Consider the following 24018-nt stretch of genomic DNA (forward strand, 5'->3'; position numbering starts at 1 on the left):
ATTGGCAGACTTATCGATTAATCTTGCAGGAATAAAATCACCCAATCCTTTTTGGCTAGCGTCTGCACCACCAACTAACTCAGGCTATCAGGTGCAACGTGCCTTTGAAGCTGGTTGGGGTGGAGCGGTATGGAAGACACTGGGAGACCCAATTATTAATGTTTCATCTCGATTTGCAGCAGTAAGCTTTAACGGTCAAAGAGTGGCCGGTTTTAACAATATCGAGCTGATAACAGATCGTCCGCTTGAAGTGAATTTAAAAGAAATAGCAGAAACGAAGAAAAGATTTCCAGACCGTGCATTAATCGCTTCACTCATGGTTGAGCCAAAGCAAGAGAAATGGCATGAAATCGTGAAGAAAGTAGAAGCGGTAGGGGTGGACGGATTAGAACTGAATTTTGGCTGTCCACATGGTATGGCCGAACGTGGGATGGGTTCAGCTTCAGGTCAAGTTCCGGATCTCGTTGAAAAACAAACCTACTGGGCCAAAGAAGCTGCCAGTACACCTGTCATCGTGAAATTAACTCCTAATATAACAGACATAACTGTAACAGCTGAAGCGGCAGTTAGGGGTGGAGCTGACGCTGTAAGTATGATAAATACTATTAACAGTTTGGCTGGAGTGGATATAAACAGTTGGAATACGATTCCTCATGTTGCTGGTAAGGGTGCGCATGGTGGATATTGTGGCCCAGCAGTTAAACCAATTGCACTAAATATGGTGGGAGAATGTGCGAGAAATCCAAGAATTAATGTGCCAATATCAGGAATGGGTGGAGTATCTGATTGGCAAAATGCTGTAGAGTTTATGTTAATGGGAGCAACTGGTGTACAGGTTTGTACTGCTGCGATGCACCATGGATTCCGAATCGTAGAAGATATGATTGATGGACTATCTCATTATCTAGATTCTAAAGGCATTAATTCTGTGATGGACATTGTAGGAAAATCAGTGACGAAATATTCTGATTGGGGAAATTTAGATCTTAACTATAAAGTAGTAGCAAGAATTAACCAAGACACCTGTATTAACTGTAATAAATGTCATATTGCCTGTGAAGATACTTCCCATCAATGCATTGATATGCTAAAGGACCCATCAGGAAGGTCATTTTTAAAGGTTCGCGAAGAAGACTGTGTAGGGTGTAATTTGTGCTCCATAGTTTGTCCAGTAGATGATGCGATTTCAATGGTGGAACTGCCACATGAACAACCACCAATGACGTGGAATGATCGACAAACTGCTTTAGGTTTGTTAAAGCAAATGGAAGTAGACACGGTTAAATAAGGGGGAATGAAAAAGGATGACAAGAAAAAAACTGATTAAAAACGGGATAATTGTTACAGCAAGCGATTTATATGAAGCGGACATATTAATTGAAGGGGAAACAATTACAGCAATCGGAAAAAATCTTTCTTCGCAAGACGCAGAAATAGTGGATGCAAAAGGCAACTATGTATTTCCAGGCGCAATTGATCCACATACCCATTTAGATATGCCATTTGGTGGGACGGTGACAAAAGACGATTTTGAATCAGGAACTATGGCTGCTGCCTTTGGTGGTACGACGTCCATTATAGATTTTTGTTTAACGCAAAAAGGAAAGCCTTTGAAGGAAGCGATCAAAACCTGGCATAACAAATCAAAGGATAAAGCAGTTATTGATTACAGCTTCCATTTAATGATAGGGGAGATCAATGAAGAGGTCCTAGCAGAATTACCAAATGTAATTGACGAAGAAGGCATCACCTCTTTTAAAGTGTTTATGGCTTACAAAAATGTGTTTCAAGCAGATGATGCAACACTATTTCGTACTTTAATTGCTGCCAAGGATCTTGGTGCACTTGTAATGGTTCACGCTGAGAACGGGGATGTTATTGATTATTTAACAAAAGAGGCATTAGAAAATGGAAATACAGACCCAGTTTACCATGCATTAACACGGCCTCCAGAGGTAGAGGGAGAGGCAACGGGAAGGGCTGCTCAGCTAACCTCTCTCGCAAATTCTCAGCTTTATGTCGTTCATGTATCCTGTGCTGATGCCGTTGAAAAAATTGCTGAAGCAAGAAATAAAGGGGTAGATATTTGGGGAGAAACGTGTCCGCAATACTTAACTTTAGATATAACCGATTTAGAGAAACCGGATTTTGAAGGAGCAAAATATGTGTGGTCTCCGCCCTTACGCGAAAAATGGCATCAAGAAGTGCTTTGGAATGCGTTAAAAAGTGGTCAGCTTCAAACACTTGGTTCTGACCAATGCTCCTTTGATTTTCAAGGGCAAAAGGACTTAGGGAAGGGCGACTTTACGAAGATACCGAATGGTGGTCCGATGATTGAAGACCGCGTCAGTGTCTTATTCTCTGAAGGGGTGAAGAAAGGGAAAATTTCGATTCACCAGTTTGTTGATATTGTGTCCACTCGAGTTGCAAAGCTGTTCGGAATGTTTCCGAAAAAAGGAACGATTGCTGTTGGTGCTGATGCTGATTTAGTTATATTTGATCCAAACAAGGAACGAGTAATTTCCGCATCGACACACCATATGGCTGTTGACTACAATGCCTTTGAAGGGATGAAAATAACAGGTGAGCCAGTTTCTGTTTTAGTTCGAGGTGAATTTGTTGTTCAAGATAAGCAGTTTGTTGGTAAAGCTGGAAGTGGACAATATGTAAAACGAGCAAAATATGGCACTACCAAATTATTAAAGCAAAACGAGACACTCTCTATTTAACATTTAAACTTCTACCCCACAATCAAATGCAGCCTAGCCTTCCAATTGCTTGACCTACATGAAGTGAATAGGTCAGGCAATTGTTGTCTTGTCGGAAACTTTTGGTTTATATGCTAGTAAAATTGATGAATGAGGTGTTGCAATGAAAAGAAGCTCTAGTTACTTAAAGTCGCCTGATTTATTTCCAATCTCTCATGCTGGTAGAAAGATTGGTACTTTTGGGTTTGCAATGATGTGGGTTGGAATGGCCGTAGTACTTGCGGCGTTTGCGATTGGTGGTGCAGGCGTTCAATCCTTATCGTTGCAATGGGTTGTACTTGCAACCATTATCGGGAGTGTAGGAATCGGGCTTTGCATGACTATTACAGGAGATATTGGAATTGAACATGGTTTGTCCTTTCCAGTCTATATGCGAGCCCCGTTTGGAACGATTGGTACCCATATACCATCGGTTATCCGTGGTCTAACCGCTTCTTTTTGGTTTGGTATTAACACATTCTTTGGGGCAACAGCGATGAATGCTATATTGTTCACACTGTTTGGGTTTGATAACTGGTTTATATGTTTTCTTTTATTTGCAGCTGTTCAATTAATCAATACAGCACTTGGTATTAAAGCTGTAGAGCGTTTCGCCGATCTTGCTGCACCTATAATTATTATTATTTCGGCGTGGATGTATGTTGCCTTATCGGATCGGGCTTTAGAACAAGGGAGGCACGTTTGGACGTGGATTGAAAGTCCTGTAACTGGTGGAGCAGCCGTTACCGCGTTTTTAATCGTTATTTTTAGCAACATGGGGTTCTGGGCAACCCTCGCAGCCGATTTTTCTTCTATCTCGCGTTTTATAAAAGCGCCGAAATACGAACGAAACTGGTTCAAACGGAATAAATCTAGCATTGTAGGTAGCGTTATTGCATTACCGCTTACACAAACATTCATGGTAATAATCGGAGGGGTTGCTTATATTGCGGTTTCTAATTATGATCCAGTGATAGCTTTACAGGAAGCTGCCACAGGTTTCGTATTAGGTATCCTTTTACTGATGATTGTTTTTGCACAATGGTCTACGAATGTTTCGGCGAATATTATTCCAGCCGCAACCATTTTCTCGAATGTCGGTGGTCCAAAGGTTCCTTTTTGGGCTGGTGTTTTTATCGCTGGGATTGTTGGTTCAGTCGTTCAGCCTTGGAATTTATTTGATATTTTAATTCCTCTTTTACTATTAGTAGGCGGGATACTCTCTGCTATTGTGGGTATATTGTATGCAGATTATTATTTGCTTCGGAAACGCAGAGTGAATGTACATGAACTATATGAAGCGGATGGTCAGTATAAGTATTTTCACGGATTTAATATCGCTGGATTTATCGCTTGGTTTGCTGGCGGTATTACCTCTTATTTCTTTCCGAATTATTCCTTTATTGTTGGCTTTTTAATTGGTGCAGGAGTTTACTATGTGTTGGCTAAGTTTTGGTATTTCAAAAAATATCAGCAGGCAGAGATCTTAGACCCCGATGATGAAAAATATTTAGGAATCACAGTAGGAAGAGATTGGATTATAGAAGATGAAATAGATGAATCGGTAGAACCGAAAGAACTTTCAAGTTAACGAGGAGGAAAACAATGAGCGATTATCAGCAGTTTTTAGCGGAGCGAGATAAAATAGATTTTTTTATAAATAAAGGGTTTAGGATTAAGGACGTAGAAGAAAACTTAGAGGGAGCTTTTCTATTATTAGAAAATAGAACAAATCAAGAAAAACCACAAGAAGAAACCTTACACATTAAACATGCAGATTCAAGAAAGTATTTCACGTCCATTTTGATTCAACAGCTACAAAGAGAAAAATAAACAAAAACCCTCATAGATTTCTAAAAGAAAGAATAAAATCATGTAAACTGCATCGTGAAAGGAGTTTTTCTAATGGAATACCAATTAAAATGTAAAGAGAGTGCTTATCCTTGTGAAGTGACAATTGATGAGGATAACAATAGGTTTACGATTCGAAAAGCAGATTCTAGTGGTGAATTTTTTAATTCTCCTGAAGAGTTAGTGTATTGGATTTTAGAAAACTGGGATTCTAGCGATTTTAATGATGAAGGTGAATTTCAAGAGATGGTCAAAGAAATTCAACTTTATTTTCCAATTAATAATTAATCGACCAATGAGGTGACAGGTACTAATACTAGTATCCTGTCACCTTTTGTTCTTTTGTGTCAGAATGTTTAAAAATATAAAGTGATACTATAAGTTATAATGGATGTAGTTGATAGAATCTGATATTGCAAAAATGAGGTGAATGAATGAAGGGTATGCTTTCTTTGCAAGAAATTATGCGACGTAGGCATTTTGATAAGGCGGAAGTAATTGCTGGTGAAAAAGGGATCCATCGTTTAGTGAAGTGGGTTCATGTTGTAGAAGTCACCAAGATTGAAAAGTTGCTAAATGGTCAAGAACTTATCCTCTCGACAGGTGTTGCCTTTGGAGAGAACCCTAAAGCGTTTCGATTTTTTGTTCAACAGTTGATTAACTGTAATGCTGCTGGTTTATGTATTGAAAAGGGGAGGTACACCTCGACAATACCACAAGAAATAATGGATTTAGCAAATGAAAATCAGTTTCCTCTTATTCTGTTTTATGAAGAGGTATCTTTTGTGGAAATAACGCAAGATATTCATTCTGTATTGATTAATCAACAATACCAGATGATCTCTGAGTTAGAAATGTATGCCCAAACCTTAAACAAAAAGCTTCTAACCATCTCCAATGAAGAAGAAATTCTTACCTACCTTCACGAACATATTGGTACGCAAATTATTTATGAAAAAGAAAATCAAGAAAGATTTTTCATTCCAAGTGTTCCCATTCATAAGCGAAAAGATTTAGTGAACTCCCTACCTCATCATGAAGAAAAAGTAAATTACTATTTGCAACAACCCATTTTAGTGTTGGATAAGCAGTATGGTGTCATTCATCTATATTCCAAAGATCGTAATTTAAGTGAATTTGATTTGCTTATGCTAGATAGAACGATTACTGCACTTGCGCAGCACTTGTTACGAGGACTATATGTGGAGGAAAAGAGAAGATTAGAAGAAAGTGAGTGGCTGCGCAGCTGGTTAGATGGTGGGCAGTCGCTTGATTCGATTCGTGAGTTTTTAACGAGACATGATGCAATTTTTAACAAGGGTGGAGTTGTGCTCCTCTGCAAAAAAATTAGTCAAGAATCGCCTTCGCTTGATAAAACTTACTTAACCTTATTGTTTCGCTCGATTTTTGAACAACACGGATTTTCTGTTTTTTTTACAGAAATGAAAAACACCTTAACTGTTATTCTATTAAACCGAAGAGAAGGAGGAAATTGGAAAGAAAGGCTCAAAGATGGAGTGTCGAGTTTAGTGGCTAAGCAATGTGATAAACATGGTAAGTCAGTGCTACGCTTAACCATAGGTAAATATATTCAATCATTAGAGCACTTAACCAAAAGTTATTGGACTTCTTGGGAAGCGTTGCAAATTCAGGAACAACTCTTACAAGGGGTTTATTTATCATACTTTGAGGATTTACATATATATCGTTTGATCTCCTATATGCAAAAGCAACATGATCTACGAGAATTTGTTATGGAATATTTAGAGCCTGTAATGGAGTACGATCAAAAACATAATGGGAAATTGCTTGAAACCCTCAAAGTTTATTTGGCATGTAATGGATCGAAAAAGGAAACGGCCAATAAGCTTTTTATTGTAAGGCAAACATTATACCACCGAATTCAGAAGTTAGAGACTTTACTAGGTGCTGATTTCATGAATGCAGAAAAGCGTCTTGTAATTGAGTTCATGATTATGGTACATGAGTATTTACATTCAACGAGTAGTTATTTCGAGGATGAAAGTAAGTCATATAATGCATAAAGAGGAGAAACCAGCTACTTTTCCTAGTTGTAGGGATAAGGGGTGAGGTTTCTTTTTTTTTGTATCTGAGCGGGGTATTTGAAATTCTATTTAATGGACTAATCAAAATGTGGAGGGCAGAGTTCAATAGGTTTTACACTTTGTCTAATGAAAGCCTTTCTATTTTGTCGGATAATAGGCATAAGTTCTAAATATTCCAATAATTATATAGGAGGTATCGCATGACAATTACGTCAAAAGAGACAATTGTGTTGCAAAATTATATAAATGGAAAATGGGTTAATTCGAAAGGGTCAGAATTAGTGGATGTCATTAATCCTGCAACAAATGAATGCCTAGCAAAGGTTCCTATTTCAAGAAATGAGGATGTAGAAGAGGCAGTTAAAGCTGCAAAGGTAGCATTTCAAGTGTGGAAAAACACGCCTGTACCTAAGCGTGCACGCATTATGTATGCCTATCATCACCTTTTATCAGAGAACCATGATGAACTTGCGAAGTTGATTGTGTTGGAGAATGGTAAAGCCTATAAAGAAGCTTACGGAGAAGTGCAACGTGGTTTAGAGTGCGTGGAATTTGCAGCAGCGACGCCAACGCTGATCATGGGTGAAACTCTGTCAAATATTGCAGAAGAAATTGATTCTAGTATGTATCGTTATCCATTAGGTGTAGTTGGAGGAATTACACCATTTAACTTCCCTATGATGGTACCGTTATGGATGTTTCCGCTTGCCGTAGCTTGTGGCAATACATTTGTGCTAAAGCCATCTGAGAGAACACCTCTATTGGCCAATCGTCTTGCTGACCTTTTTTCACAAGCAGGAGCACCAGATGGCGTTTTAAATATTGTTCATGGAGCACATGATGTGGTAAATGGTTTATTGGATCACGATGATGTTAAAGCGATATCGTTTGTAGGTTCTCAGCCAGTAGCGAAATATGTGTATGAAAGGTCTGCGGCTAAAGGGAAACGAGTACAGGCATTATCAGGAGCGAAGAATCATCATGTTGTTATGCCAGATTGTGATATAGAAAAAGCGGCACAACACATCTTAACCTCTGCTTTTGGAAGTGCAGGCCAACGTTGTATGGCTTGTAGTGCTGTAGTAGTTGTAGGGAATAATGAGAAGTTTATAGAAGAATTGAGATTGAAAGCAGATACGTTATCGATCGGAAATGGGATGGATGAAGAGGTCCTTCTTACTCCAGTCATTCGTGAGAGTCACCGAGAAAAAGTGCTAGGGTATATCAAACAAGGAGTTGTGGAAGGTGCTTCACTTATTCGAGATGGAAGAAAAGAAATGGAGGAAATGACAGAAGGTAATTTCTTAGGACCAACGATTTTTGATCATGTAACACCAGAAATGACAATTGCCAAAGAAGAAATTTTTGCTCCTGTTTTAAGCCTATTACGTGCTAAGGATTTAGAAGAGGCGCTAGAACATATTGAAAAATCTCGCTTTGGAAATGGAGCTACAATCTACACAAAGGATGCTAAAGCAGTTAGACAGTTCAGAGAAGAGGCAGATGCAGGAATGATTGGAGTTAATGTAGGTGTTCCTGCAACGATGGCATTCTTCCCATTTTCGGGCTGGAAGGACTCCTTCTATGGGGACCTGCACGTCAATGGCAAAGATGGACTTAACTTTTACACTCGCAAAAAAATGATTACCTCTAGATTTGACTTTTGATTGTGTTCACAAAAAAGTAAAATGGGGTCTGGCCCCTAAAAGGGTGGGATAGCGATGGTTAAAATCGATCAGACACAAGGGCAGGATTTACTAACGAAGGATGAACGCTTTGTGTGGCATTCTATGAAGCCTTTTAGTCCGCAGGGGACGATGGTGGTAAAGGAGGCAAAGGGTGCTTGGGTAACAGATATTGATGGGAAGCGGTACCTAGATGGGATGTCGGGGCTTTGGTGTGTAAATGTTGGATATGGGAGAACAGAACTTGCAGAGGCAGCCTATGAGCAATTAAAAGAGCTCGCTTATTTTCCGTTAACACAAAGTCATGTTCCTGCTATTAAGCTTGCGGAGAAGTTGAATGAATGGCTAAACGATGAATATGTGATTTTCTTTTCCAATAGTGGTTCAGAAGCAAATGAAACGGCTTTTAAAATTGCACGTCAATACCATTTACAACGAGGAGAACAGAGTAGGTACAAAATTGTCTCAAGGTATCGCTCTTATCATGGAAATACAATGGGAGCACTTGCTGCAACGGGTCAAGCACAACGGAAATTTAAATATGAACCACTTGCCCCTGGTTTTGTTCATGTTGCTCCTCCTGATACTTATCGAATGGAGGAAGAGCTCTCAACAGAACCAAGTAAGCTTCGTAGTGTGAAGGATGTAGATCAACTGATGACATGGGAGCTTAGTGAAACAGTTGCAGCAATGATTATGGAGCCAATCATTACCGGTGGAGGTATTTTAACGCCACCAGATGGATATATGTCTGCCGTAGCAGAAGTGTGTAAAAAGCACGGAGCTTTATTAATTGTAGATGAAGTAATTTGTGGGTTTGGCCGTACAGGAAAACCGTTTGGCTTTATGAATTACAATGTGAAACCAGATATTATTACGATGGCAAAAGGAATCACTAGCGCTTATCTTCCTTTATCCGCGACAGCAGTGAAAAAAGAGATATACGAAGAATTTAAAGGTTCGGAGGAATACGATTATTTACGTCATGTTAATACTTTTGGGGGAAGTCCGGCTTCGTGTGCACTTGCACTAAAAAACCTAGAAATTATGGAAAACGAAGGGCTTATCGAGCGTTCGGCAGAAAAAGGTACAGTATTGCTTAGTGAACTGAAATCCCGACTTTCGACACATCCACTAGTAGGAGACGTTCGTGGGAAGGGGCTTCTTGTAGGTATCGAGCTAGTTTCAAACAAGGATACTAAGGAACCTATTGCTATGGACAAAATTAATAGTGTAATTGCCAATTGCAAACAAAATGGGCTCATTATTGGAAAAAATGGAGCAACAGTTGCTGGCTACAATAACGTCCTTACATTAGCACCGCCACTTACTATTACAGATGAGGATTTGCAGTTTATGATTAAAACTGTCTCTGAAGCCATCCATGCTATTTAGTAAGGGTTATAATCTTTAATAATTTGTAAATAGAACACCAAGACGCTCAGATATTTCTCTCTGAGCGTTAATTTTCGTAATTAATCATTAGTCGTCTCTGCCCTGAAAATAGAATGTCGCCTTTAAACACCCTATAGATTTCCGTGCCAGGTGTTCGCTTTCCGCGGGGCGCTTGTGGAGCCTCCTCGGCTTTGCCTGCGGGGTCTCCACAAAGCGCTACTTCCCGCAGGAGTCTCACACCTTGCACTCCAATCTACAGGGGAGACGAGTCAAACATGTCGTATATCTAACATAATGGATCTAGGGGTAAACACCGACATTTAACTGAGCCTATGATAAAAAAATAGCTAGTAGCCCGAATGTGTATGCGATAATTATGAAAAAAATGCCCTTTGAGTACTTTTTAGTCCATTTTTGAACAAACCGTTTTGATAAAGTCCTATCATCGTGGATGGAAGTCTTAAATTCTTTCCTGAATTTTAACAGTTGAAAGTTTAAATACAAAATCATGCTTAAGGAGATTAATGATAAAGCCATTTTTAGCCAATACATAACAAGGCCATCCTCTCGTACATACATGTTTTTCGGTTGAAAACTATTCCTAAACGGGGTCATAGCACTTTTACTCTATAAAATATGTTATCAGATTTGTAATTTTTGTTCTACTAGTAAATGGAAAAATGTCAGTGTGATATAACCGTATAATTATTGGAAATTAAATAGACAATAACGAGTAGGAGGCGTTTCGCTTGAAAAATCAGTGGAAATGGCTTTTACGCCTAGGTACACTTCTACTCGTAATGATTATCTTATATGTATTTATGCAACTAAGACCATTTTGGGCACCGATTTTAAAGGTTGTAATAACGGTTAGTATCCCTTTTTTTATCAGTATTTTTATTACTTATCTTCTGCATCCATTTGTAGAACACACCCATAATAGAGGTTTACCACGACCCTTCGCAATTCTTATCATCTATTTGTTGTTTTTTGGTGGAATTGGCTTGGTTGGATATAAAGGAATTCCGGTTATCATTGATCAGCTTTGGGAACTATCGGATAACTTTCCACGACTCGCAAAAACGTATAGTGATTGGATTAAACAAATACATATCAGTACCTCAAGTTGGCCAGATGGCATTCATGACAGGGTAGATAAAACTTTTGCCGAATTTGAAGAGATGCTTTCGAATCTACTCGTAAAAGTAATAAATGGCTTAAAAGGAATACTTAACTCTATTTTTATTTTAATTGTAATTCCTTTTATCGTGTTTTATCTACTTAAAGATTATGATCAAGTAAAAAAAACAGTTTGGTATGTAACACCTAGAAAATGGCGAAAACCAGGTATGGCATTTTTAAATGATGTGGATAAGTCATTAGGTAGCTATATTCGTGGGCAATTAACAGTTTGTCTCGTTATTGGTTTGTTGGCTACTATCAGTTTATGGTTGACAGGGATGAAGTATCCTTTAGTACTTGGGGTTATAATTGCGATTACAAATATTATTCCATACTTTGGCCCGATAATTGGAGCATTCCCAGCAGTCATTATTGCAGCAACCATGTCAGTCAAAATGGTGTTTATTGTGATTCTTATCATCTTTGGTTTACAGTTTGTTGAGGGGAATATACTCTCGCCGTTAATTGTCGGAAAAAGTTTGCACATACATCCAGTTCTTATCATTTTGGCCTTGATCATCGGTGGCGAAATTGCTGGGGTGATTGGATTGATTTTGGCAGTTCCTATTTTTGCAGTATTGAAGGTGACGATTACTCATATAAGTAATCATTTTATCAAGCATTGACAAACAGGGAGGCTGTTGCATATAATCTTTACAAATACATATCTCAATTCAAAGAAGGATCGAGTATGTTACAGCCCATCCTAAAGTAGGTTAAACCCTCGCTTGCAGAGAAGAATTCCTTGGCTGAAAGAATTCTAGGATGAAGAGTAACAGAACGCTAATCTAGAGTGCAGAGTAAAATCCTGCCGGCATGCACCGTTAAAGCATCTGAGAGATGGTAGAAGATAATTCTGCCATAATCAGGGTGGTACCGCGAGTTAACTCTCGTCCCTGTTTTTGGGGACGGGAGTTTTTTGTTTTTTTATTAAAAGGTTCTGATGATATTTGACTATGCTAAGCTGTTGATTGGAGCGAAAGTCGTAGACTCCTGCGGGAGAAGCGGTGTAAGGGAGACCCCGCAGGCGTTAGCCGAGGAGGCTCCCTCCATACCCGCCCGCGGAAAGCGGAGACTTTCGCGGAAATCAACAGCGGTGTTTAACAGAACTTATTAAAAAAGGAGGAAAATTTCAATGAAGCACTTAACTTCAGCTCAAGTAAGACAAATGTTTTTAGATTTCTTTAAAGAAAAAGGCCACTCGGTGGAACCTAGTGCATCACTTGTTCCGCACGAAGACCCATCCCTACTATGGATCAATAGTGGTGTTGCAACACTAAAAAAATATTTTGACGGGCGAGTAATCCCGCAAAATCCACGTATTTGTAATGCGCAAAAATCAATTCGTACGAATGATATTGAAAACGTAGGAAAAACAGCGCGCCATCATACTTTTTTTGAAATGCTAGGAAACTTTTCAATAGGAGAGTACTTTAAAAAAGAAGCAATGGATTGGGCATGGGAATTCTTAACTAGTGACAACTGGATTGGTTTTGACCCTGAAAAACTTTCCGTTACAATTCACCCTGAAGATGAAGAAGCGTATCGCTACTGGAACGAAAATATCGGAATTCCAGCTGAACGAATCATTCGTTTAGAAGGGAACTTCTGGGATATTGGAGAAGGACCAAGTGGGCCGAATACGGAGATTTTCTATGATCGTGGCGAAGCATATGGTGATGACAAAAATGATCCAGAATTATATCCAGGTGGCGAGAATGAGCGCTACTTAGAAATATGGAATCTTGTATTTTCTGAATTTAATCATAATCCAGATGGTACGTACACACCACTTCCGAAAAAGAACATAGATACTGGAATGGGCCTTGAGCGCATGGTATCTGTTATTCAAGATGTTCCTACTAACTATGATACAGACTTATTTATTCCGATAATTGAAGCGGCTGAGCATGTGTCAGGTGAAAAGTATGGGGTAGAAAAAGAGAAGGATATCGCATTCAAAGTAGTGGCAGATCACATTCGTACGGTTACCTTTGCAGTCGGAGATGGAGCATTACCTTCCAATGAAGGTCGTGGCTATGTTCTTCGTCGTTTACTTAGAAGAGCAGTTCGTTATGCTAAGCAATTAGGAATCAATCGTCCGTTTATGCATGAGCTCGTTCCAGTTGTAGCAGAAATTATGGTTGATTTCTACCCAGAAGTAAAAGAAAAACAAGACTTTATTCAGCGTGTTATTAAAACAGAGGAAGAGCGCTTCCATGAAACGTTAAACGATGGTTTAGCTATCCTGTCTACGTTAATAGCAAAGGCAAAAGAAGAAGGAAAAACCGTGATTGCTGGCGTTGATGCTTTCCGTCTTTATGACACATATGGTTTTCCGGTAGAACTAACAGAAGAATATGTCGAAGAACAAGAAATGACATTAGACCATGGTGGCTTTGAAAAAGAAATGCAACTACAACGTGAACGAGCTCGCTCTGCGCGTCAAGATGTAGATTCCATGCAGGTTCAATCAGGCGTTTTAGGTGATATTCAAACAGAAAGTAATTTTGTTGGATATGATCAGCTTACAACAACTACGACTCTTACTGTATTAGTGAAAAATGGAGAGCTTGTTAATCGTGCAGAGGCTGGAGAAGAAGTGCAAGTAATGCTTCTGGAAACTCCTTTCTACGCAGAGAGTGGTGGGCAAATTGCGGACCAAGGCTATCTTGTAACAGAAAGTGGAAGAGCGTTTGTGAAAGATGTGAAAAAAGCGCCAAACGGACAAAATCTTCATACAATCGTTATAGAAGAAGGTGTGTTATCGCTTGAGCAGTCTGTTCGTGCAGAAGTGCATCAACTAAACCGTGCACAAGTTGTAAAGAACCACACGGCAACTCATCTATTACATCAGGCTTTAAAAGATATACTTGGAACACATGTTAATCAAGCTGGATCTCTCGTTACAGCAGACCGACTTCGCTTCGACTTTTCTCATTTTGGTCAAGTGACAGAAGACGAAATAGAGAAAATTGAAGGTATTGTAAATGAAAAGATTTGGGCGAATCTGAATGTTACGATGGAGTATAAATCGTTAAATGAAGCAAAAGAAATGGGCGCAATGGCGTTATTTGGTGAGAAATATGGAGATATCGTTCGGGTCGTTCAAGTGGACGATTATAGCTTAGAACTATGTGGAGGCTGCCATGTTGCCAATACTGCTGTTATTGGTTTGTTTAAAATTATTTCAGAGTCTGGAATTGGCGCAGGGACACGTCGTATTGAAGCTGTAACAGGTGAAGGGGCATATCGCTCTTTAAACGAACAAGTACAACAGTTAAAGGCAGCAGCTTCTAAGTTGAAAACAAAGCCTCAAGATGTTGGAAACAGAATCGAAGTCTTACTAACAGATATGAAGGACCTTCAAAGAGAAAACCAATCTCTTGCTGCAAAATTAGGTAATATTGAAGCATCTAGTCTTTCTAGCAAAGCAAAAGAGGTAAATGGAGTAACCGTGCTGGTAAGCAAAGTTGCAGGTACTGACATGAATAATCTACGTACGATGGTAGATGATTTAAAAAATAAACTAGGTTCTGCTATTATAGTACTTGCAAGTGTTCAAGAAAGAAAAGTAAATATTTCTGCAGGTGTAACAAAAGATTTAATTGAAAAAGGACACCATGCTGGAAAAATCGTAAAAGAAGTAGCAACACGTTGCGGCGGCGGCGGTGGCGGGCGTCCAGATATGGCCCAAGCTGGCGGAAAAAACCCAGAACAAGTCGACCAAGCTCTACAATCTGTAGAAGAATGGATAAAATCCGTTTAACATTGAGGAAATTTGGTGTACAATAAAGGTAACAATTGACAAGCTCCTTTAATAGAAGTCTAAAAGAGAGGTGCAAATGATGAGCTCCTTTGATAAAACTATGAAGTTTAACTTCCAAGAAGATACAATGGAAGCCAATGTGAATGAAGTATTAACGACTGTTTATGAGGCACTGCAAGAGAAAGGGTACAACCCTATCAATCAAATTGTTGGGTATCTTCTTTCTGGAGACCCTGCTTACATTCCACGTCATAAAGACGCAAGGTCTTTAATACGAAAAATTGAGAGGGACGAGCTAATTGAAGAATTAGTAAAGTCTTATCTAAATCAGCATCGCAAGGAGTAGTACATGCGCATTTTAGGCTTAGACGTTGGTTCCAAAACAGTAGGAGTTGCTATCAGTGATGAAATGGGATGGACTGCTCAAGGATTGGAAACGATAAAAATTGATGAAGCAATTAAAAATCTTGGCTTTAAGCGATTAAAACAAATTATCGCGGAATACAAGCCAGAAAAAGTAGTCATTGGACTTCCTAAAAACATGAATGGCACAATTGGACCACGTGGCGAAGCAAGTCATCATTATGGTGATATGCTAACGGCAAAAACGGGACTACCTGTCATCTATTGGGACGAACGACTTTCTACTGTAGCTGCGGAAAGAATTTTACTATCTGCTGACGTAAGTAGAAAAAAACGAAAACAAGTAATCGACAAAATGGCTGCAGTAATGATACTTCAAGGATACTTAGATAGCCAACAATAAACATGAGGTGAATGAAATGGAACACGGAGAAAAACAAATTACAGTAGTAGACGAAGACGGTAACGAACAGCTTTGTGAAGTGTTATTTACATTCGAATCAGAAGAATTCGGTAAATCATATGTTCTTTACTACCCAATGGGAGCAGAGAATGACGATGAGGACGATATCGAGATTCACGCATCTAGCTTCGTACCTAGCGAAGAAAACCAAGAAGGCGAACTTCAACCTGTCGAAACGGACGAAGAGTGGGACATGATTGAAGAAATGTTAAATACATTCATGGCAGAAGACGAAGAATAAGATTTTAGTCTAAAAAAAGCAAGTCTGGTGAAAACCAGACTTGCTTTTTTTATGGGGAAGAATCCAAATTATTAAATAGTAAAGATGCTACTTGATCTTTGTTAGAAAGGAGATCTTCCAATGTAAATTGATCCAATACAGACAAAAATGCTTGAGTTGCTTGATATAGGATGCCTTTTAGCTTACATACAGGTGTAAGAATACAGCTATTATGATCTTGAAAGCATTCTACCATATGAAAATCCTCTTCGGTTTGCCGAACGATTTTTCCAATTTGAATACTACTTGGGGAAACGGCAAGCTTTAACCCACCATTACGCCCACGAATGGTTTCTATGTAGCCTAATTTTCCTAAGTGAAATATTACCTTCATTAGATGGTTTTTGGAAATATTATAAGCGCTAGCAATATCTTTAATTTGTACTAATTTATCTGTTGACGGAGCACTTGCTAAATATAGTAATACTCGTAATGAGTAATCGGTATACAATGTTAATTTCATATTTCGCCTCCCTTTCCATCTTAACATAAAGTAGGTGGTGCATAAAAAGTTTTGCTCTTTAGGATGGCGTCTATCTTGGAGAGAGATTCACCCTTGAATGAAAGATAGATACAGTGCAAAAGCTAGAAATAGCTTTATTCAAAAGATTTTTATAGATCAAATGACCTATGAAAACCGTTGGGGAATAAGAAAAGATGAATCCTTAATGTGTCTAATTACCAAAAGTGCAAATTTTTTTGTCAAAATTTATAGGAATTTGTTGTATAATTAATAATTGTGCGAGAGGGGGTCTTTTTTTTGTCTGAGAAAAAGAAAAACTATATGGAAGAAAAATTAAAAGAAAAGCACCACGAGGCGAAAATTGTTCGCCGTATCGTTTTTACTGTATTTGTTATTTTAATGCTTGCCCTAACTGGAGTAATTGGAGGCGGATATTTTTATATAAAAAATGCTTTAAAGCCAGTTAATGAAAACGTGGAAACAACTGAGAAAATTGAAATTCCTATTGGTTCTTCTCCAAGAACGATAGGGGTTATATTAGAGGATAATGGAGTTATTCGCGATGCGAAAATCTTTCGTTATTATGTGAAATTTAAAAATGAATCAGGATTTCAAGCTGGAGAATATGCATTTAGTCCAGCAATGACATTAGATGAAATTATCGAGCAATTGAAGCAAGGGCGTGTTCATCAAGATGTCGTGTTTCAATTAACTATTCCAGAGGGAAGACAGCTTGAACAAATAGCACTTATACTTTCGAATCGTACTAATCATGAAGCCGAGGATTTTCTTGAAGTTGTCAATGATCCAGACTTTGTGGCAAAAATGATTGATAAATATCCATCTTTCTTATCGGAAGATGTATTGAATGAAAATGTGAAATATCCATTAGAAGGATACTTATTCCCAGCAACCTATCCATTTTATGTCGAGGATCCGACTGTGGAAGAAATAATTGAAACGATGTTACAAAAAACTAAGGAAGTTATGGATGAATATGCAAATGATATGAGAGCAAAGGATTTTACTCCTCATCAGCTGCTTACCATGGCGAGTTTAATTGAAGCGGAAGCAACAAACCAAACAGACCGAGAATTAATTGCAAGTGTGTTTTATAATCGACTTGCTATCGACATGCCATTGCAAACAGATCCAACTGTATTGTATGCACTTGGAGAACATAAAGAACGAACACTGTATGAACATTTAGAGGTTGATTCTCCGTATAATACGTATTTAAATAAAGGGATGCCGCCAGGACCTATTGCTAATGCAGGAACATCCTCTATTGATGCAGCGTTAGTACCTGCTGAATCGGAATTCTATTACTTTTTAGCTACTCCGGATGGAGAAGTGCTCTTTAATGAAACACTGGATGAGCATAACGAAGATAAAGATAGATATATCACAAATCAGTAAAGATTAATGAATAGTGGGAATGCGAAATTAATTCGCTTTCCCACTATTTTTGTGATAAAATATATCGAGTTGTTTAGAAATAGAAACTTTGATTAGAGGGTTCCCCAACTAGGGGTGAACTCTATTTTCGTGTGTAGACTTAATATAATTTAAATGCATATATGGTTGAATTTTGCTAATAACTTTTAACTCTAGTGGCTAATTTCGATGGGTTTATCGGAACTGATCGGGCTGCGCTCACTTTTTTAAATAGTAAATAAAAGGGAGGAACCATTACTTGGGTATTAATCATAATAAAGTAGTCTCCTATCTTGATACGCTGATCTTACCAAGGAATGAAATGGTGACAAAGCTGGAGAAACTTGCGGAGAAAGATCAAGTTCCCATTATGGATTTAGTCGGGATGGAAGCTTTACTTCAGTTGCTTCGCCTATCGCGCCCAAAGAAAATTCTTGAAATTGGAGCAGCGATTGGCTATTCATCTATTAGAATGGCACAAACATTGTCTGATACGCAGATTGTAACCATTGAAAGAGATGAAACCAGATATCAACAAGCAAAAGAGCATATTGTAGAAGCTGAATGTATCCACCAAATTCAGTTGATTTTTGGAGATGCATTAGAAGTGTTCGATCAAGTAAAAGAACAAGGTCCCTATGACTTGATTTTTGTGGACGCAGCAAAAGGCCAATACGAACGATTTTTTACGATGTATGAACCACTATTAGCAATAGATGGAGTCATTATTACCGATAATGTTCTCTTTAAAGGATTAGTGGCAGAAGAACACGAGCAGGTTGAACCAAAAAGAATTCGAAATTTGGTCAAAAAAATAGATAACTACAATCGCTGGTTAATGAGTCATCCGAGTTATGTGACATCGATCCTCCCCGTTGGAGATGGTATTGCAATTAGTAAACGAAGAGGTGAAAAAGCATGAAAAAACCAGAACTTCTAGTAACACCAATTGATTTAGCTAATATGCGTGAATTAATAGAGGCTGGTGCAGATGCGTTTGTCATTGGAGAACAGCGCTATGGTCTGCGACTTGCTGGTGAGTTTAATAAAGACCAAGTGAAAGAAGCAATCGAATTAGCTCATGAACATAACAAAAAGGTTTATGTCGCAATGAATGCTCTTTTCCATAATGAAAAAATAGACGAGCTCACACAGTACTTAATTTTCTTAAATGAAGCCAAAGCAGACGCTGTTATTTTTGGAGACCCCGCTGTATTAATGGTAGCAAAGGAAGTCGCTCCGACTATGAAGCTACACTGGAATGCAGAAACGACAGTTACAAATTACTATACCTGTAATTATTGGGGTAGAAAAGGTGCAAAACGTGCTGTCTTAGCCCGTGAACTTAACATGGACAGTATTATTGAAATGAAGGAAAATGCAGAAGTAGAATTAGAGGTGCAGGTACACGGAATGACCTGTATGTTCCAATCAAAACGTTCTTTAATTGGCAACTACTTTGATTATCAAGGGAAAGCCATGAAAGTGGAAAAAGCCCAAGAAAAAGCAATGATTCTTCACGATAAAGAAAGAAGCAATAAATACCCTATTTTTCAAGACGAGAATGGAACACATATCATGAGTCCTAACGATATGTGTATCATTGACGAATTAGAAGAAATGATTGATGCCGAAGTAGATAGCTTTAAGATAGATGGTGTATTACAAACATCTCAATATATCGTCGAGGCAACGAAAAGATATCGCCAAGCAATCGACCTTTGTGTGGATAATCGAGAAGAATACGAAGATGTAAAAGAAAATCTTTTAGCGGAACTGGAAGAGTTTCAACAAGAGCATCGTCCACTAGATACAGGCTTTTTCTTTAAAGAAACAGTTTATTAAGAAGCAAAGGAGGGTCTAAAGTATGACAACTTACATTAATGATAAAATTTCAATAATCGAAAATGGCAAACGTGTAATTGTAAAAAAGCCTGAGTTACTTGCACCAGCGGGCAATTTAGAAAAGTTGAAAATTGCCGTACAGTATGGCGCAGATGCTGTTTTTATTGGTGGGCAGGAATATGGTTTACGTTCTAATGCAGACAATTTTACTCATGAAGAAATGGCAGAAGGAGTAAAATTCGCTGAAAAATACGGAGCAAGAATTTATGTTACAACCAATATATTTGCACACAATGAAAATATCGATGGACTAGATGATTATTTAATCGGCTTAGAAAATGCAGGAGTTCATGGTATCATCGTAGCTGATCCATTAATTATTGAGACATGCCGTCGTGTAGCACCTAAATTAGAGGTGCATTTAAGTACACAACAATCCTTATCCAACTGGAAAGCTGTTCAATTCTGGAAAGAAGAAGGGTTAGAACGTGTTGTTTTAGCTCGTGAAACAAGTGCAGAAGAAATACGTGAAATGAAAGAAAAGGTTGATATCGAAATCGAAACCTTTATTCATGGAGCGATGTGTATTGCTTATTCTGGTCGTTGTACCTTAAGTAATCACATGACAGCTCGTGATTCAAACCGTGGTGGATGCTGTCAATCCTGTCGTTGGGATTACGACTTATATGAGTTAAATGACGGACAAGAGCAAGCACTCTTTACTGAAAATGATGCTCCCTTTGCAATGAGCCCGAAAGATTTAAAACTTATCGAATCAATCCCTAAAATGATCGAGTTAGGAATTGACAGTTTGAAAATTGAAGGTAGAATGAAGTCTATTCATTATGTTGCAACAGTTGTAAGTGTTTATCGTAAAGTAATCGATGCTTATTGCGCGGATCCTGAAAACTTCGAAATTCAAAAAGAATGGTTAGAAGAGCTAGACAAATGTGCAAATCGTGAGACGGCTACGGCATTCTTTGAGGATGTTCCTGGGTATAAGGAGCAAATGTTTGGCAATCATAGCAAGAAGACAACATTTGATTTTGTTGGGCAAGTACTTGACTACGATAAAGAAACTCAACTTGTCACATTACAACAGAGAAATTATTTCAAGCCTGGTGAAGAAGTAGAATTCTTCGGTCCAGAAATCGAGAATTTTAAACAAAAGATAGAGAAGATTTGGGACGAGGAAGGCAAGGAGCTAGATGCTGCGCGTCATCCATTACAAATTGTGAAATTTAAAGTCGAAAAGCCAATCTATCCGAATAACATGATGCGAAAGGGGCAGTAATTGGATGAGCAAGAAACCAATCGTCATCGGAGTAGCCGGTGGATCTGGCTCGGGGAAAACGAGTGTAACAAAATCAATATTTGATCATTTTACAGAGAAGTCCATTTTAATGTTAGAACAAGATTATTATTATAAAGATCAAGCTGATGTACCTTTCGAGGAGCGCTTGAAAACAAATTACGATCATCCGCTTGCTTTTGATAATGACCTTTTAATTCAACATATTGAGCATTTATTGGGTTATGATTCCGTGAATAAACCTGTTTATGACTATACGATGCATACAAGATCCAGTGAGGTAATAAATGTAGAACCGAAGGATGTTATCATTGTAGAAGGAATATTGGTATTAGAAGACGAACGTTTGCGTAACTTAATGGATATCAAGCTTTATGTAGATACAGATGCGGATATTCGTATCATCCGCAGAATGTTGCGAGATATTAAGGAACGTGGTCGTACCATTGATTCTGTCATTGAACAATACGTAACCGTTGTACGTCCAATGCACAATCAATTTATTGAACCAACTAAGCGTTATGCGGATATTATCATCCCAGAAGGTGGTCAAAATCACGTTGCGATAGATTTAATGGTAACAAAAATTCAAACAATTCTTGAACAAAAAGACATTTTGTAATAACATATGAGAAGTTAGAGAATTTTCCAATTGTGGAAGGGAACTTTTGATGTATGCCATGTAAATGGATACATCTTTTTCCACATTTACATAAATACAAGCGTAAATTGGGGAATGTGAATATTAGAAGGAGTGATTGTTGATGGCGGCAGAAAAAGTATATCCAATGACACAAGCAGGCAAAGAAAAGCTTGAGCAAGAATTAGAAAATTTAAAATCAGTTCGACGTAAAGAAGTAGTAGAGCGTATTAAAATAGCACGTAGCTTTGGGGACTTATCTGAGAACTCTGAGTATGACTCTGCTAAGGAAGAGCAAGCCTTTGTAGAAGGTCGTATTACACTTTTAGAACAAATGGTTCGTAATGCGAAAATCATCAAAGAAGATAAAGGTACAGATGCAGTTGGTTTAGGTAAAACAGTAACATTTAAGGAACTTCCGGATGGAGAAGAAGAGACGTACACAATTGTAGGTAGTGCAGAAGCTGATCCGTTTGAAGGAAATATTTCTAACGAATCTCCAATGGGAAGCTCTTTAATGGGTAAAAAAGTTGGAGACCAAGTTGCGATTCAAACTCCAGGTGGAGAAATGAACGTGAAAATCGTTACAATTAAATAAGATTAAAATGTATACACCTCGTCCAAACTGTTGACGAGGTGTTTTTATATGCAACGACTAATAAAAAGAAGAATCGGTAATCTCAGTTTAGCAATAATTTTATTGTTCGTGTTATTAGTAGGTAGACTTGTACAAATTCAGCTAATTAGTACGGAATCTTTCTCAGATGAGCATATTAATCTAATTGAAGCCAGTGTAAAGCAGCGTACTCAATCGTTAGTTATCGATGAAGGCAGAGGGAGGTTTATTGATCGCCATGGTAAACCATTAACCCATGATTATTATCCTAGCTTAATCTTATTTCCTTTTTTAAATGGATTGGATTGGCCAAAAGACGAACTTGCTTCCATTCTTGGCATATCTGCAACGAATATAGAAAGCTTGCTTAAGAATGCAGAGAAGCCTGTTGTAGTCTCTGAGTTTAAGGGACCAGTCAAGCTAGATGAAGAACAAATGAAGAAAATTAATGACCTTGATTATCCCGGTGTGGTTGCATTATATCGGCAGTTTAAATTAGAAAATCAAGTTGCACAACAAGTTATTGGGTTGATTGGGGAAAATGAAGAAGAGTTCTTAAAGCGTTATACAGAGAAGGTATCGAAAGAAAACTACTCTCCTAAGACTCCAATAGGTATCACGGGTCTTGAACATGCATTTGATGAATTCTTGTTACCAGAAGGCCAAACAAAGCTTCTTTACCATGTGGATCGTTATGGTGGACCGCTATTTGGGATAGATGTTCGCTACACCGCTCCAGCCAACCCGTATTATCCAGTATCAGTTAAAACAACACTTGATAAAGATTTGCAACAAATGGCTGAGAAAATTTTAAATGATTACGAGGTGAAAAAAGGCGGGCTAGTATTATTGGATATTCAAACGAATGAAGTATTAGCGATGGTATCAAGACCTTCCGTAAATTCGCAAACCCCATTTGAAGATGAAGGAACAAAAAATCACATGCTCGAGCGTCATTTTCCTGGTTCTGTTTTTAAAACAGTTATCGCAGCAGGCGCCATTGAAGAAAATATTGTAAATGCTCAGTCCACGTTTGATTGTAGTTTAGACATTCAAGGGAAGCCGCTTTCAGAAGAAAAAGACCGTAAAGGAGTATTGAACTTCGAGGATAGCTTTGCCCAGAGCTGTAACTATACTTTTGGTGAGCTTGGCAAACAATTGGTGGAAAAGGACAAAGAGGCAATAGAGACAATTGCAAATATGTTAGGCTTGACGTCGAAAGTGGGCTGGCAAGGTGATGTGTTTCACTTTCCTTCTTTTTCACAAATTCCTTATGAAGAGCAAGGAATTGTCTGGAATAATGAGGAAGATAAAAAAGTAAGTTTAGCAGTGTCGCAAACTTCTATAGGACAAAAAGAGGTCCGCCTTACTCCGCTTGCTGTTGCGAATATGATGGCGACTATTGCAAGGGGAGGTACGTCCAAAGAAGTAAAGTTAGTAAGTGATATTGTCTATAAAAACGGGGCAACGCTTTACTCCTTCCCAGAGCATGATATGGACAATGAGCAGCTCTCTAATTATACAATCATGCAGCTGCAGCATCTTTTACGTGAAGTGGTTACGAATGAAACCGGAACAGGACGCCGTTTTCAAAGCTTGCCTTATGAAGTTGCCGGCAAAAGTGGTACAGCCCAGACTGGAAAAAAGGTAGAAAATGGAGAAGAGTTAGTTAATCGTTGGTTCGCAGGCTATTTCCCATTTAATCAACCAAAATATGCCATGGTAGTTGTAGAACTAGATGTCTTGTATGAAAATAATGTCTCGAGTGTTTATTATGACATGGTAAATAGTATTCATAACTGGGAAACTCTAGAAAGATAATACCAATCCTTTTCACTGTGCAATTTAGAGTAATGGTGTTACAATTAACTCTTGTAATTATACTACTAATGGCTTTGACTAGG

At 38.3% G+C, this 24018-nt stretch carries 21 protein-coding genes and 1 other annotated feature; of the genes, 20 read left to right on the top strand and 1 reads right to left on the bottom strand.

The genetic code is table 11. From position 1 onward, the window contains the following. The first annotated feature begins 1 nt into the window (after window position 1). From preA to BK580_RS06765, 13 genes are all read left to right on the top strand, one after another. A complete protein-coding gene (preA, locus tag BK580_RS06700; protein ID WP_078379584.1) occupies window positions 2–1288 on the top strand; it encodes an NAD-dependent dihydropyrimidine dehydrogenase subunit PreA in 1287 nt (428 codons plus the stop codon). 16 nt (window positions 1289–1304) lie between these two features. Continuing rightward, a complete protein-coding gene (gene hydA, locus BK580_RS06705; RefSeq protein WP_078379585.1) occupies window positions 1305–2729 on the top strand; it encodes a dihydropyrimidinase in 1425 nt (474 codons plus the stop codon). Window positions 2730–2871: 142 nt separating this feature from the next. Beyond that, a complete protein-coding gene (locus BK580_RS06710) occupies window positions 2872–4338 on the top strand; it encodes an NCS1 family transporter (RefSeq protein WP_078379586.1) in 1467 nt (488 codons plus the stop codon). Between the two features lie 14 nt (window positions 4339–4352). Then, a complete protein-coding gene (locus tag BK580_RS06715) occupies window positions 4353–4580 on the top strand; it encodes a hypothetical protein (protein ID WP_078379587.1) in 228 nt (75 codons plus the stop codon). 72 nt (window positions 4581–4652) lie between these two features. Further along, on the top strand, window positions 4653–4886 hold the full coding sequence (locus BK580_RS06720) for a hypothetical protein (protein WP_078379588.1): 234 nt from the start codon (window positions 4653–4655) through the stop codon (window positions 4884–4886). Between the two features lie 146 nt (window positions 4887–5032). After that, window positions 5033–6643, top strand: a complete 1611-nt coding sequence (locus tag BK580_RS06725) for a PucR family transcriptional regulator (RefSeq protein WP_078379589.1) — start codon at window positions 5033–5035, stop codon at window positions 6641–6643. A gap of 221 nt (window positions 6644–6864) precedes the next feature. After that, window positions 6865–8331 carry a CoA-acylating methylmalonate-semialdehyde dehydrogenase gene (locus BK580_RS06730; protein WP_078379590.1) on the top strand — a complete coding sequence of 489 codons (1467 nt, stop codon included), beginning with the start codon at window positions 6865–6867 and terminating at the stop codon, window positions 8329–8331. 54 nt (window positions 8332–8385) lie between these two features. After that, the gene (locus BK580_RS06735; protein ID WP_078379591.1) at window positions 8386–9744 is read left to right on the top strand and encodes an aspartate aminotransferase family protein; all 1359 of its coding nucleotides are present in this window, start codon (window positions 8386–8388) and stop codon (window positions 9742–9744) included. 749 nt (window positions 9745–10493) lie between these two features. After that, on the top strand, window positions 10494–11552 hold the full coding sequence (locus BK580_RS06745; RefSeq protein WP_235864002.1) for an AI-2E family transporter: 1059 nt from the start codon (window positions 10494–10496) through the stop codon (window positions 11550–11552). A gap of 42 nt (window positions 11553–11594) precedes the next feature. Next, window positions 11595–11827 (top strand) — a binding site (T-box leader). 234 nt (window positions 11828–12061) lie between these two features. Beyond that, window positions 12062–14695 (top strand): alanine--tRNA ligase, encoded by a 2634-nt coding sequence (gene alaS / locus BK580_RS06750; RefSeq protein WP_078379593.1) that lies wholly within the window; start codon window positions 12062–12064, stop codon window positions 14693–14695. A gap of 79 nt (window positions 14696–14774) precedes the next feature. Beyond that, a complete protein-coding gene (locus BK580_RS06755) occupies window positions 14775–15041 on the top strand; it encodes an IreB family regulatory phosphoprotein (protein WP_078379594.1) in 267 nt (88 codons plus the stop codon). 3 nt (window positions 15042–15044) lie between these two features. Beyond that, complete coding sequence (gene ruvX, locus BK580_RS06760; RefSeq protein WP_078379595.1) at window positions 15045–15461, top strand: Holliday junction resolvase RuvX; 417 nt, start codon at window positions 15045–15047, stop codon at window positions 15459–15461. Between the two features lie 16 nt (window positions 15462–15477). Continuing rightward, window positions 15478–15762, top strand: coding sequence for a DUF1292 domain-containing protein (locus BK580_RS06765; protein ID WP_078379596.1), 285 nt, complete (start codon window positions 15478–15480; stop codon window positions 15760–15762). A 49-nt stretch (window positions 15763–15811) separates the two neighbouring features. Here the strand turns inward: BK580_RS06765 and BK580_RS06770 are convergent, their stop codons facing one another. After that, window positions 15812–16264 carry an RrF2 family transcriptional regulator gene (locus BK580_RS06770; RefSeq protein WP_078379597.1) on the bottom strand — a complete coding sequence of 151 codons (453 nt, stop codon included), beginning with the start codon at window positions 16262–16264 and terminating at the stop codon, window positions 15812–15814. Between the two features lie 297 nt (window positions 16265–16561). On the opposite strand from BK580_RS06770, the gene mltG reads away from it, so the two are divergent. The 7 genes from mltG to BK580_RS06805 all read left to right on the top strand — a co-directional run bounded on the left by mltG (window position 16562) and on the right by BK580_RS06805 (window position 23935). Continuing rightward, a complete protein-coding gene (gene mltG, locus BK580_RS06775) occupies window positions 16562–17683 on the top strand; it encodes an endolytic transglycosylase MltG (RefSeq protein ID WP_235864003.1) in 1122 nt (373 codons plus the stop codon). A 277-nt stretch (window positions 17684–17960) separates the two neighbouring features. Further along, a complete protein-coding gene (locus BK580_RS06780) occupies window positions 17961–18623 on the top strand; it encodes an O-methyltransferase (protein ID WP_139364849.1) in 663 nt (220 codons plus the stop codon). Further along, window positions 18620–19546: a peptidase U32 family protein gene (locus BK580_RS06785; RefSeq protein ID WP_078379598.1), complete on the top strand. Its 927-nt coding sequence runs from the start codon at window positions 18620–18622 to the stop codon at window positions 19544–19546. The genes BK580_RS06780 and BK580_RS06785 overlap by 4 nt, the downstream gene beginning before the upstream one ends. A gap of 22 nt (window positions 19547–19568) precedes the next feature. Next, window positions 19569–20840, top strand: a complete 1272-nt coding sequence (locus tag BK580_RS06790; RefSeq protein WP_078379599.1) for a peptidase U32 family protein — start codon at window positions 19569–19571, stop codon at window positions 20838–20840. A 4-nt stretch (window positions 20841–20844) separates the two neighbouring features. Next, on the top strand, window positions 20845–21480 hold the full coding sequence (udk, locus tag BK580_RS06795) for a uridine kinase (protein WP_078379600.1): 636 nt from the start codon (window positions 20845–20847) through the stop codon (window positions 21478–21480). Window positions 21481–21622: 142 nt separating this feature from the next. Beyond that, window positions 21623–22096 carry a transcription elongation factor GreA gene (gene greA, locus BK580_RS06800; protein WP_078379601.1) on the top strand — a complete coding sequence of 158 codons (474 nt, stop codon included), beginning with the start codon at window positions 21623–21625 and terminating at the stop codon, window positions 22094–22096. A 48-nt stretch (window positions 22097–22144) separates the two neighbouring features. After that, window positions 22145–23935 (top strand): peptidoglycan D,D-transpeptidase FtsI family protein, encoded by a 1791-nt coding sequence (locus tag BK580_RS06805; RefSeq protein WP_078379602.1) that lies wholly within the window; start codon window positions 22145–22147, stop codon window positions 23933–23935. Window positions 23936–24018 lie beyond the last annotated feature (83 nt).

The organism is Sutcliffiella halmapala (assembly GCF_002019665.1).
Classification (GTDB): Bacteria; Bacillota; Bacilli; order Bacillales; family Bacillaceae_I; genus Sutcliffiella_A; species Sutcliffiella_A halmapala.